The 12,033-nt window shown below is 36.4% G+C and carries 10 protein-coding genes; 2 read left to right on the forward strand and 8 right to left on the reverse strand.

The features are described 5' to 3' along the window. Positions 1-50: 50 nt before the first annotated feature. The 6 genes from BMSHG_RS13910 to cidR form a co-directional block, all read right to left on the reverse strand. Positions 51-2,636 (reverse strand): putative bifunctional diguanylate cyclase/phosphodiesterase, encoded by a 2,586-nt coding sequence (locus BMSHG_RS13910; RefSeq protein ID WP_019155058.1) that lies wholly within the window; start codon positions 2,634-2,636, stop codon positions 51-53. Between the two features lie 179 nt (positions 2,637-2,815). Next, positions 2,816-3,349 carry a Na-translocating system protein MpsC family protein gene (locus tag BMSHG_RS26200; RefSeq protein ID WP_148346942.1) on the reverse strand — a complete coding sequence of 178 codons (534 nt, stop codon included), beginning with the start codon at positions 3,347-3,349 and terminating at the stop codon, positions 2,816-2,818. Between the two features lie 29 nt (positions 3,350-3,378). Then, complete coding sequence (locus tag BMSHG_RS13920) at positions 3,379-4,443, reverse strand: PAS domain-containing protein (protein ID WP_019155060.1); 1,065 nt, start codon at positions 4,441-4,443, stop codon at positions 3,379-3,381. A 366-nt stretch (positions 4,444-4,809) separates the two neighbouring features. After that, on the reverse strand, positions 4,810-5,181 hold the full coding sequence (locus tag BMSHG_RS13925; RefSeq protein ID WP_019155061.1) for a hypothetical protein: 372 nt from the start codon (positions 5,179-5,181) through the stop codon (positions 4,810-4,812). Between the two features lie 15 nt (positions 5,182-5,196). Then, on the reverse strand, positions 5,197-5,715 hold the full coding sequence (locus BMSHG_RS13930) for an acyl-CoA thioesterase (protein WP_019155062.1): 519 nt from the start codon (positions 5,713-5,715) through the stop codon (positions 5,197-5,199). 237 nt (positions 5,716-5,952) lie between these two features. Further along, complete coding sequence (gene cidR, locus BMSHG_RS13935) at positions 5,953-6,846, reverse strand: cidABC operon transcriptional activator CidR (protein ID WP_019155063.1); 894 nt, start codon at positions 6,844-6,846, stop codon at positions 5,953-5,955. A 91-nt stretch (positions 6,847-6,937) separates the two neighbouring features. On the opposite strand from cidR, the gene BMSHG_RS13940 reads away from it, so the two are divergent. Continuing rightward, on the forward strand, positions 6,938-7,708 hold the full coding sequence (locus BMSHG_RS13940) for a divergent polysaccharide deacetylase family protein (RefSeq protein WP_019155064.1): 771 nt from the start codon (positions 6,938-6,940) through the stop codon (positions 7,706-7,708). A 78-nt stretch (positions 7,709-7,786) separates the two neighbouring features. On the opposite strand, the gene BMSHG_RS13945 is transcribed toward BMSHG_RS13940, so the two are convergent. Both BMSHG_RS13945 and BMSHG_RS13950 read right to left on the reverse strand, forming a co-directional pair. Further along, positions 7,787-8,566 carry a Cof-type HAD-IIB family hydrolase gene (locus BMSHG_RS13945; RefSeq protein ID WP_026073458.1) on the reverse strand — a complete coding sequence of 260 codons (780 nt, stop codon included), beginning with the start codon at positions 8,564-8,566 and terminating at the stop codon, positions 7,787-7,789. A 251-nt stretch (positions 8,567-8,817) separates the two neighbouring features. Then, on the reverse strand, positions 8,818-10,485 hold the full coding sequence (locus BMSHG_RS13950) for a ribonuclease J (RefSeq protein WP_019155066.1): 1,668 nt from the start codon (positions 10,483-10,485) through the stop codon (positions 8,818-8,820). A 143-nt stretch (positions 10,486-10,628) separates the two neighbouring features. Here BMSHG_RS13950 and BMSHG_RS13955 point away from each other — a divergent pair, with 143 nt between their 5' ends. After that, complete coding sequence (locus tag BMSHG_RS13955; RefSeq protein ID WP_019155067.1) at positions 10,629-11,978, forward strand: VWA domain-containing protein; 1,350 nt, start codon at positions 10,629-10,631, stop codon at positions 11,976-11,978. Positions 11,979-12,033 lie beyond the last annotated feature (55 nt).

The raw sequence follows: 12,033 nt of genomic DNA on the forward strand, positions 1-12,033 counted from the left end.
TAAATCATACTACAAAAAATGATTCATATGTATGATAAAAGCAGAGAGTTTTATAGGTAATTCGGCTCTTTTGCATGTACCAATCTCACAAATTCGTCTTTATTCACGGGAGGACTGAATAAAAATCCCTGGATCTCATCACAACCCATTTGCATTAAAACTTCTTTTTCATAATTTGTTTCAACACCCTCTGCCACAACATTGAGATCCAGCCCATGTGCGAAAGACAATATGGATTTGACCAATAATGCTTGCTTGTCATTTTCATGAATATTCTTGATAAATTGCCGATCAATTTTGATCTCATCAATCGGTAGATGCAGCAGCTGGTATAAAGCTGAATAACCTTTTCCAAAATCGTCGATAGAAATTTGCACCCCCATCTCTTTTAATTGCTCCATGACATAGGACACATGTTGAGGGTTTCTTATGAATACACTTTCTGTTATTTCCAACTTTAAATAACGCGGCTCAAGCCCTGACTCATCAAGAGCCCTTTTAACCATAGACACAAGGTATTCTTGTTGAAAATGTTTGGCAGAAATATTAACCGAAATCGGGATAAAGATATTCTCCTCTATTTGCCATTGCTTGGATTGTTTACATGCTTGAATTAACGACCATTCGTCAATTTGAAAAATGAGGCCCATCTCTTCTGCAATCGGAATAAACACTCCTGGAGAAACAGACCCTAATTCAGAGTCCTTCCATCTTAATAACGCCTCCACACTTGTCACTTTTCCTAAAAGAGTCTTTGGTTGATAATACTGTTCAAATCCTCCTGTGTCTACTACAGCTCGTAATGCATTTTCAATAAAGAGACGTTCTTGAAATTTATCTCTCATGGACTCATCATAAAATTGAACTGTATTGCCACCCATTTCCTTCGATATATACATGGCAATATCAGCAAATCGTACAAGCGTATTTAAGTCCTGTCCATCATCCGGATACATACTAACGCCAATACTCGCCGTAATATAAAGATCCTGTTCATGAATTCGGAAATAAGTAGATAGTTCCCTAATAATCAAATTGAGAGTAGCCTGAACTTCATCTTTATGCTGTAATTGATGAACAATTACAAACTCATCTCCACCCAATCGAAAAACTTCACGGTCATTATTCTGTAATACTTTGAGTTTTTTGGCTGTTAAAGTCAGCAGTGTGTCCCCAGCATCATGCCCAAGTGTGTCATTGATTTGCTTAAATTGATTCAGATCAATAAAAATAATAGCGAGCATTTTATTCGAAGGGTCAGCGATTAGTTCATTCACATAATTTTGAAAGTAATAGCGATTTGGCAAAGATGTCAAGCTATCATAATAAGCCAAACAATGAAGTTGTTCCTCTGATTCTTTTAATCTCTCGTTCATTTCTGTACTTTCTTGGAATAATTCAGTTAACTTATCTGCCATTTTCCGCAAATTTCGTCTAAGTAGTTGAAGCTCGTAAAGCGAACTTTGGGGCCACTCAATCTCTTCAAGCCTTCTTAGCTTTTGAGGAAGGCCCGTTGTGATTACTGTCAAATGCTTTAGATTATTTGTAAGCATACGATTAAAAGCGAGAAGTAACACTACTAAACATAAAACCATTAATAAAAGGTATTGTGATTGTTCAAGAGAAAGCTGAAAGATATCATTTTGATATTGACTTATTGGATATTGAAGCAGGATGGTCATCGAATCCACACTTCTTATGTATATGTATTGTCCTTCCGACCATTTATTTAGTGGTTGAAGACTTTCATTATTTTTTGGAAACGCCTCGTATAAATGAGGAGCCATTTCTTTGAGTGAATACTGGTCTTGCAAATCTCGTGCATGCTGTAGAGTCATTAAATCGGTTGTTACAACGGTTCCTTCGTTACTCTCCAACAAGATTTCATTTCCTTGTATTTGGTTTCGCAGGACAATGTCTTGAATCTGAAAAACATCTTCCTCATCCAATCCCATTAGAGCTTTCTCCATTCGTGTAGCAATGCTAGCAGCCTCTGTACTTAATTCTTTAGGCAGAGATTCATAAGTATGAAGGGTATTAGAAATAACATTAATATAGAAAGGAACTAAAATAGAAAATAAGGTAATATGGGATAAAAATTGATGGATGGATACATGGTTTTTATTTAAACGATTACTTTTAAGCAAACGGTAAAACGGAAAATATGCAAGCAACATATCTGCTAGTAGAACATTCAATAATCCGTTTACAATATCTTTACTAATTGTAAAATAAAGGGCATAGTCAGTAAGGTTATGACGATTAAGAAAGAATAATAGAAATCCACCCAACACAAGCCAAAATAAGGCATCAACATAAAACATTTTTGCCTTTCTGCCTTTGAGGAAGAATAGCCCGACAAACAATACTTCTATAATGGGAATTGCACTTAAGCCTAGAAGCTGTAATTCTCTTGGCACAAAAAGGAGGGCAGCAAGACCTGTTACTAGCGCCAAAGATAAACCGTAAATACGGAAAATAAGAAATAAAAATAAACTAGAGAAAGTAAAGGTAAGACCAAAAACAAGAGTCACTTTAAACTCTGTTGTAATAAATACGAGACCTACTAAAATAAGGAGGAGAACACTGTCCTTATATAATTTCAAAGCTTCACTTTTATATCTGTTCATGGGCATCTTCCGTTCCTCATTTACTAAAGATGTTCAGAAATCATGCAACATTCAATCGATTCATTTACTATTTATAATATCACAATAGGATAAACTTGGATATTTTTTCCCGGACCCTATTTCATGCAGTTCATCATGAATATAAAAAGAGCTTAATCAATAAGCTCTTCTTTTGGTGATCAATATTAAGCTAAGATAAAGACCATAACCGATTTATTGGCATGAAAGTCCCAATCGATAAAAATATCCCTAATTGGTTGATGAAAGATTTCCTCAAATTCTCCGTGTCGATGAAAATAACTTTTCTCAAGTTGATCCTTTGTATATCTCAATTCCTGCTCGAATCCCCGCTCGAGTAGAGCTTTTTCTATTTGAATGAGGATACCGGCTCTCTCAACCACATATATTGAATGAGAAATCGGACATGTAAACATCTCATCAGGGGTTTTTTGAACAAGATGACTGATTCGCCCTACCTCCCTTTCTAACTTTGAAATGTCAATATCCGTAACATAATGATCCTCCTCTTCTTTTTCAAGAATAAATATAAGGATCCCTGTATTATTGGGAAAATTCCAATCGTGATAGTAATCACCCACCTCAACATCGAGGGATACTTGAATGACACCCTTTATTTCTTCAATAAGAAAATTCATGATTAATCGTCTTGCATGATCTACATCCTTCGCATGCCCTTGTTTCAGAAGTACTTCCTCCATTGGTGCCACAAACCCACGTACATATGTAATCACGTATTGTTCAATAATGCTTGAGACTCCATTAATTTAATCACTTTCTCCACGACTAAATCGATGTATACACTTTCGTATTTTAAATCTGATGGTTTTGCGAGCACCATTAATTCGTTTAAAATGATTTCGATCCGTTCAATTTCTGATTCGATAATTGGAAAATAGGAAATTTCCTTTTTTTGTGCAGACTTTATTAATTTCATAAATCCCTTAATGGCTGTAATTGGATTCCTGATTTCATGGGCAATTCCTGCAGCCAATTGACCAGCCACTGCTTGTTTCTCAGAGATCATCGTTAATTTCTTATATTCACTTCTATCTTTAACAATTAAATGAAATGCTCGTTCTCCATTGAAAATAGTTGGCAAGGCTTTTATTTCTACATCAATGATTTTTCCATCCATTGTAACCATTCTCAGTTCAAATAATTCTGGAATTCCTCCGTCCTCTATGACAAGAAGTTTGTCATAGAAAATCTCTATACACCCAGGATCTAAAAGTTGGTAAAAACTCTCCCCCATTAATTGCTCTTTACGATTTGCTCCAACCAATTTAACGGCACCATTGCTTACATCAATGATTGTACTTCCTTTTAATATAAAAATAGCTTCTGGAGAATGCTCCATAATTGTACTAAATTGTTTTTTTTGTTGGACGGCTATATCTTGCGCTTCTCTAAAAACGACATAAGTTCCAATCACTTTTTTATGTTGAAAAATAGGAACGCACGTAACGTCAATATCGGTAAACTCTTTATTTTTTTTCATAATTTGCAAATAGAAACTAGTTAATTTTTCCCGATCATCCCTTAAAAAATATGTTCCTGTACGATTCAATTCTGTATAACTGCAAACATCTTTAAGTTCTAATTGCAGCAATTCTTCCTTTTTATATCCTAGGAAAACGTGACATGCATCATTGGCATAGACGATATCACCTGATAAATTAATGATGAAATACGGGTCTTTATCCTCTGAGAAAATCGAGAAATCACTACCGCTATTCATACTGATAAAATAATCCAATGAATTCTTATAACTTTGTGAAATCCCTTCCCTCATTAAACCCATCCTTTTAAATAAAATAAATTAAAAAGCCGAAATAAGAGTAGCTGATAACTACCTCTTACTTCGGCTTAATTCCTAGCATTCAATATTCTAAGGAAACATAACCTAAAATGTTAATAACTTGACGTGCCCCATTATAAAATGGATTAATTGTAATCAACACTTCTACAACCAATAGATTAGAGCAGTTAACCCTATATCCAATACTATCATATACTTAATTTTTCGACTTTACAATAAACATACAAAAATTAATAAGCATTTTATCCTATAGTGAATGTGTAAAGGTGATTTTCCAAATTTGAGATGATACAAATGAAAAAAGGAGTAACGACCTTTAAAGTCTTTACTCCTCCATTCTTATCGAATATAAGATGTTCCAACTAATGATTCTGGCGGCATCCCCAAAACAAGGAGGGATATTTTTGAGTAACCAGCATCACGGAAATTTGTAAACAATTGCTTTAAAACAAGAAAGTCTTGATCTTCTTTTAATTTTTTTAGTTCCCTTCTATATACTCTAATTACAGAACCATACACAAATTGTGGTGTATCATCACCAGCATCCTCATCCATGATTAAACAGCCCATATATCGATATTTAAATTGCAAAGCTCTTGTTAAATATACAGCATCTAATAATTTTTCATACAGCACTGGGTAATCATTTTTGATGTTATCGATCCTCTTTTGTGCCTCTTCTAATTCATCTATACTTGATAAAGTGAACATAGCTCCATCCTCCTCTTATTGATCCCACGGTTTTTTAAGTGAAATATACTCAGCAAGTTCTCTACTTTTCTTTCTTCGAATCCTTCTCATTTCCGCCCGCTCTTTTCCGGTTTCGTAAAGAAATTTCTCTTCTTCCGATTCAGGTAAAATGCTCGGTACTTGGATAGGCTGTTTATTTTCATCAAGTGCGACAAAGGTCAAGAACGCTGTAGCTGCAACTCTCCGTTCACCCGTGATAATATCCTCGGCAACCACCTTACAAAAAATCTCCATCGAAGTTTTTCCTGTATAGGTAACAAACGACTCTACACAAACAGAATCGGTTTGATGAATAGGGTGTAAGAAATCAATCGAATCGGTTGACGCTGTCACACATTCTTTTACTCTCGAATGTCTACGAGCAGATAATGTTGCAGCATCATCGAGCTTTTTCATTAGTACTCCACCAAAGAGTGTATTGTAATTGTTTAAGTCGCAGGATAAGACTTGGGCTGTATTAACAATGCGACTTTCACTTGCTTTTTTTGCTTCCATCTCTTAAGTCCTTTCATTTAAACAATCTCATTAGGTTTAATCCTATAAACAACTTGTAAACAAGAATAACCTTTCTTAAAAAATTGTACGTCTCTACTTACGTCAAGTAAAATGGTTATATTTCATCAGAAATATTCCATTTATCTATGAAAGAGTTTACATCCATTCTTCAAACGAATAGTTGAAACACACAAAAAAAGAGACGGCATCATTCTTCCGTCTCTAATGTATTCAGCTTTATATTGTTTTTTCTTCCTTAAGCTTTTCCTTCGTAAAAGAAAGCCATTCTTTCGTGGCAAATGAAAGATAATGATGTTTGCTCCAAATGATCCCTAACTTCCATTCAATCGAAGGATTAATGACCTTTACAGCCTTAATTCGATGGTTTAAATTTTGACAAATACTTTCTGGGATAAGAGCAATGCCCAACTTCCATGAAACCATATCTTCGATAAAAGAGCGTTGTGAGCATTCAGAAATGATATTTGGCATAAACCCAACTGATTGACAAGCATGCAGGATGCGATCATTGAGAACAAAATCTCGATTATAGGTAATGAATGATTCGTTCGCTAATTCTTCTAATTCAATTTCCTTCTTTGCGGCAAACGGATGTGATTTATGAAGGATTACCCGAAAATTTTCTTCCTTTAATGATACATGTTCAAAAATCTCTGTTTGCGTAGGTAAAACAACAATTCCAACATCCAGCAGATTCTTTTCTACCGCCTCTTCAATTTTTTTCGATCCTTGTTCCATCAGTTGAAATGTGATTCCAGGATATTTCTCATGAAAGCTACTAACAATTTTGAGAAACAAGTGTGCATTAAAAATAGGCGGAAGTCCGATACGAATATGACCTTTTTTTAATCCTAAAAGATTATCCAGTTCAATTTCTAAATTATGATAAGCTCGATTAATTAATGTCGCTTGCTCGAAAATCAATTTTCCAGCATCGGTAAGAGTTAGTTGCTTTCTAGATCGTTCAAAAAGTGGAACTCCTACTTCCTCCTCAAAATTTTTGATCATCTTACTTATCGTTGGCTGAGTAATATAAAGATTATCAGCGGCTCGTGAAAAACTGTTAGCATGAACCACTTCAATAAAATATTGTAAATGTTTAATGTCCATTTTTTCACCTTACTTTTTAAGTATTATGAATAACTTCTTTGGATGAAAGAGTATGAATTGTGAAATCTTAAAGAAAAAGGAGTGACAATACATGCGCATAATATGGTTAGCTATTTTCATTATTTTTTCTTCAATACCTGCTCATGCCGAGTCCGTAAATCATGATGCAACGAGCAAGAAAGAATTGGCCATTGTCATTGATGATTTTGGAAACAATATGGAAGGTTCAAAAGAAATGCTTGAGCTCCCCATCCCACTTACGGTAGCGATTATGCCCTTTTTATCGACAACCGAAAAAGATGCTAAGCTGGCACATGAAAAAGGACATGAGATCATCATCCACTTGCCAATGGAGCCAAAGAAAGGAAAAAAGAGCTGGTTAGGGCCTGGTGCGATTACGACTGATTTAAGTGATCAAGAAATTAGAAAAAGAGTTGAGCAAGCAATTCAAGACGTTCCCTATGCCGTTGGTATGAACCATCACATGGGTTCAAAAGCGACTGAGGACGAACGAGTGATGCGGATTATTCTTGAAATATGTAAAGAAAACAACCTATACTATCTCGATAGTAAAACGGCTCAAAAAAGTGTCATTCCAAAAATCGCCGAAGAATTATCTGTTCCCTATCTGGAAAACGATATGTTCTTTGACCATATTTACTCTGAAAGACATATCTACCAGCAAGCATCTAAATTAACTGATCGCCTTGATAACCGCCAACAATTCATTGCCATTGGGCATGTTGGCATAACTGGCAATAAAGTGGTTAGTGCTTTAAAGGCATATTTGCCTGAATATGAAAAAGAAGCAAAGATCGTTCCTTTATCAGCCTTAATTGCACCCATGATTCCTTCTCTTTAAAAACAAATACAAATACGAAAAAGAGTATTAAAAACGTGCTGTCATTTTTAATACTCTTCTTCTATGTTTGGATTGTTTCTATAATAAGCCGACCATTTTGAGTCCGTGGAGAATGCCGTCTTCTTCCACCGATTTGGTCACATATTTGGCGACTGCCTTTGCTTCTTCCTCACCATTTCCCATGGCTACACCGTGATGAATCATCGATAGCATTTCCAGATCATTTAATCCATCACCAAAGGCATATTGACGCTCTTTTGGAATCCCTAGCTTGTCGACGATCTTTTCGATTCCTTTCCATTTCGAACCACCTTTTGGCAGAACATCACAAGAAACAGGGTGCCAACGGATAAAATCAAAATCTTCAAAGCTCTCTTCGTATTGCTTTTCTTCTCCTTCAGGACAAAATAGAAGCGTTTGAAACATATCTCGTTCTTTATAATAATGGGGATCATGAGCAGGAAAGTGCTCGATTTTTAAAGAGCTTATGCTTTCGCTAATATACGAATGCTCTGGAACATTAGCCCTCATCGCCTCATGGTCCATATAAACGACTGGATGATCATTTGCAAGTGCTGCTTCTGTCAATTTTAGAAGGGACGGATTCGAAAGAGGATTCGTATACAATACTTCTCCATTTAACACAACATATTGTCCATTGTAGCTAACATAAGTATCGATCCCTAATTCATTTCGTAAATCCTCATACATGAATGGGGCTCTACCTGTTGCTATTGCCACTATATGTCCTTGTTCCTTTAAATCGAGCACAGCCTTTTTCGTTGTTTCAGGTAGTTTCTTGTCATGATCGAGAAGAGTTCCATCAATATCAAAAAAAATAACGCTTTTTTCACTCATTTTTAGTACCAACTTTCTTCGCTGATCTTCTCTATTTGAATACAGTTGCATCAATCTCATACTTGTGCTTTTAAGTAAAAAAAAGAAAATATTTTAAGGTGGGTTCGAATGTATAACCTACAGATATTCGTTCTTTAATTTACCTTCGTACATGGTGAAATCGACTCAGTTGCATACCCATATTCTTTATTTCCACTTTTATGTTATCCCATTACGTTACAGCATTGCAATGATAAAGAATTCTCTTCTTATTAAATTTCAATGATGATTGGCAATATCATCGGTCTTCTTTTTGTTTTTGTATATAAAAATTCACCAATGGTTTTCTTTAAACTTTGTTTCACCGAGCTCCATTGTCCCCTTCCGGAAAGGTTTATATCTTTCAGCGTCTTATCAATGAGTCGATGCATTTCTTTCATTAATTCCTCTGAATCTTTTACGTAGATAAACCCTCTCGTTATTATATCTGGACGTGAGAGCCATTTTTTATCTACCTTACTCATTGTTAAGACCATAACAAGCATTCCATCTTCTGATAGTTGTTTCCGATCTCTTAAAACAATTTCACCGATATCCCCAACTCCTACTCCATCTACATATGTATCCCCAGCATGAATTCGCCTTGCGTGGCGAGCAAGTGAATGCTCAATATCCACCACGTCACCATTTTTGAGGATAAATGTATTTTCTTGTTCTAACCCAACCGATTCAGCTAATATTCGATGCTGATGGAGCATCCGATATTCTCCATGAATCGGGATAAAATATTTCGGCTTCATAAGTGTAAGCATCCATTTTAAATCTTCTTGATATCCGTGACCTGAAACGTGCATGCCTTTTCCAGAACCATAAATAACATGGGCACCAAGTGTAAATAAATTATCAACGATTTTCGATACACTTTTTTCATTTCCTGGGATTGGTCCTGCCGCAAGAATTACTGTATCACCCGCTAACACTTCCACCCCTCTGAAGTTTCCAGTCGATAAGCGAGATAAAGCCGCCAATGGTTCTCCTTGACTTCCCGTACATAAAATCGCAACCCGCTCCGGAGATAACTCATTGATTTCATTTGCTTCAATCAGCATTCCTTCTGGAACCGTTAAGTACCCACGTTGAATTGCTACATCCACAACATTGACCATACTTCTCCCAAGTAAAGCAAGTTTTCGATTTGTCCGCATCGCAGCGTCTACCACCTGTTGTACACGGTTAATATTTGAGGCAAATGTTGATAGGATCACCTTTTGTTTCGCCTCAATGAATGCCTCCATCACTTGCTCTCCAACCATTTTCTCCGATGGTGTACTTCCTGGTCGTTCAGCATTCGTGCTTTCTGATAGTAATAGTAATACACCTTCAGTACCGATTTGAGCCATTTTATGAATATCCGAATACTGTTGGTTAACAGGGGTTAAATCAAACTTAAAGTCACCTGTATGGACAATATTTCCTTGTGGTGTTCGGAATACAACACCTAGACAGTCAGGAATACTATGATTCACCCTGAAAAATTGTACGATCATTTGGCCGATTTTTAATTCAGCATTTGAATCGATCTCTACTAGTTTCGTCTCCCTAATTAACTTATGTTCTTCCAACTTTAATTCAATTAATCCAAGTGTAAATCGCGTCGCAAACACAGGTACATCAATCTTTTTTAGCAAATAAGGGATCCCACCAATATGGTCCTCATGCCCATGTGTCACAATTAACGCTTTGACCTTATCCCTGTTGTCCTCTAAAAATGAGACATCAGGAATGATCAAATCAATTCCCAATAAACTCTCATCTGGAAACTTATTTCCACAGTCGATAACGATTATATCCTCTTCATATTGAATACAGTACATATTTTTCCCTACTTCATTAAGTCCTCCTAAAGCAAAAATAGACATTAACCCATCGTTTGTACGCATACTTATCCTCCTAGCTTTGCTACTGAAAATAGTATTTGAGCAACGATCCACTGTTATGCAATTTCCACCAATTAAAAGTAAAATCTAAACTTTTTTGCCAATTTAAAGTAAACTATAAGAAACGAGCGATTAAGGAGGACAAGATGAAATCGTTAATTCGTGGGGAGAAAGTGAAACTCGTAGATTACACGCCATCTACACAGATTGAAGTAGAAGTGAAAATCGATGCAAATTCAGAAATTGACATTACTTGTTTTGGATTAAATGCGGACAAAAAGCTTGTGGACGACCGTTACATGATCTTTTACAACCAGACTCAATCTCCTTTAAATGAGCTACGGCTTCCAAACTATCAAAATGGCTCTGGAACCTTTCTAATCAATTTGGACAAGCTACCCCCATCTGCTCAATATTTAGTATTTACAGGCACGATTGACGGGGAAGGAACCATGGGGAATATTTTTTCAGGATCGATTCAAATAAAAGCAAATGGACAATCTATTTTGGAATACACCTTTAAAGGAAATGAATTTCAGAATGAAAAGGCTGTGATTATTGCTGAGCTTTATGTCAAATCAATTTGGAGAGTGGCATCAGTGGGAAGAGGCTATGACGGAGGTCTTGCTGCTCTTCTAAAGGATTTTGGTGGAGAAGTGGCAGAAGAAGAACAGCCCCAAATCACTCCGTCACCTCCAGCAAATGATAAGAAAGTCAATCTGGAGAAGAAAATGGCCCAGCAAGCTCCTAAAATCCTTGACCTGTCAAAAAAAGCGAAGGTGTCACTTGAGAAGGTAGGGTTACAGAATCATCATGCAAAAGTTGCGCTCTGCTTAGATATATCTGCCTCGATGTATAGCTTGTATCGCTCCGGAAAGATTCAAGATTTTGCTGAGAGAATACTAGCATTAGGAACTCGTTTTGATGACGATGGCTCGATTGATATTTTCTTATTTGGAGCAAGGTCTCATGATGCAGGAGAACTAACTATTGATAACTTTAATGGTTTTGTCAATCAATTAATTAAGCGCTATCCATTAGAAGGTAGCACCTACTATGGAAAGGCGATGAAAACGATCCGTGAGCACTATTTTGGACAAGCTTCAAAAAGAAATTCACCGCACCCAAGCTCGGTTCCCGTCTACGTCATGTTTGTAACCGACGGCGCAACCTTCGATGAAAAAGAAACGATCAATCATATTCGAAACTCATCTTACGAACCGATCTTTTGGCAGTTTATGGCGATTGGGAAATCAAATAAAGGAGTAAAAAGACGCGGACTTTTTAATTCCTTCCAATCTGATTTTTCATTTTTGGAAAAACTAGATGATCTCTCTGGCCGCTATATTGACAATGCCGATTTCTTTAGCGTCGAAGATCCACAGCATGTCTCAGATCATGAATTGTATGATTTATTGATGCAAGAGTATCCCAGCTGGGTACGTGCTGCCTCAACAAAAGGACTGATTGCAGGTACGACTAGCCGGGTACGTTAATATAACACCAGAGGGCTGGAAATTACTTCCCAGCCCTCTTGCATTTATTACAGAA

It is taken from the genome of Robertmurraya massiliosenegalensis JC6 (assembly GCF_000311725.1).
GTDB lineage: Bacteria > Bacillota > Bacilli > Bacillales > Cytobacillaceae > Robertmurraya > Robertmurraya massiliosenegalensis.

Bases quoted from the DNA above. Each gene is read 5' to 3' on its own strand.
- BMSHG_RS13910 (WP_019155058.1), bottom strand. From the start codon at position 2,636: ATGCCCATGAACAGATATAAAAGTGAAGCTTTGAAATTATATAAGGAC.
- BMSHG_RS26200 (WP_148346942.1), bottom strand. From the start codon at position 3,349: ATGGAGGAAGTACTTCTGAAACAAGGGCATGCGAAGGATGTAGATCAT.
- BMSHG_RS13920 (WP_019155060.1), bottom strand. From the start codon at position 4,443: ATGAGGGAAGGGATTTCACAAAGTTATAAGAATTCATTGGATTATTTT.
- BMSHG_RS13925 (WP_019155061.1), bottom strand. From the start codon at position 5,181: ATGTTCACTTTATCAAGTATAGATGAATTAGAAGAGGCACAAAAGAGG.
- BMSHG_RS13930 (WP_019155062.1), bottom strand. From the start codon at position 5,715: ATGGAAGCAAAAAAAGCAAGTGAAAGTCGCATTGTTAATACAGCCCAA.
- cidR (WP_019155063.1), bottom strand. From the start codon at position 6,846: ATGGACATTAAACATTTACAATATTTTATTGAAGTGGTTCATGCTAAC.
- BMSHG_RS13940 (WP_019155064.1), top strand. From the start codon at position 6,938: ATGCGCATAATATGGTTAGCTATTTTCATTATTTTTTCTTCAATACCT.
- BMSHG_RS13945 (WP_026073458.1), bottom strand. From the start codon at position 8,566: ATGAGTGAAAAAAGCGTTATTTTTTTTGATATTGATGGAACTCTTCTC.
- BMSHG_RS13950 (WP_019155066.1), bottom strand. From the start codon at position 10,485: ATGCGTACAAACGATGGGTTAATGTCTATTTTTGCTTTAGGAGGACTT.
- BMSHG_RS13955 (WP_019155067.1), top strand. From the start codon at position 10,629: ATGAAATCGTTAATTCGTGGGGAGAAAGTGAAACTCGTAGATTACACG.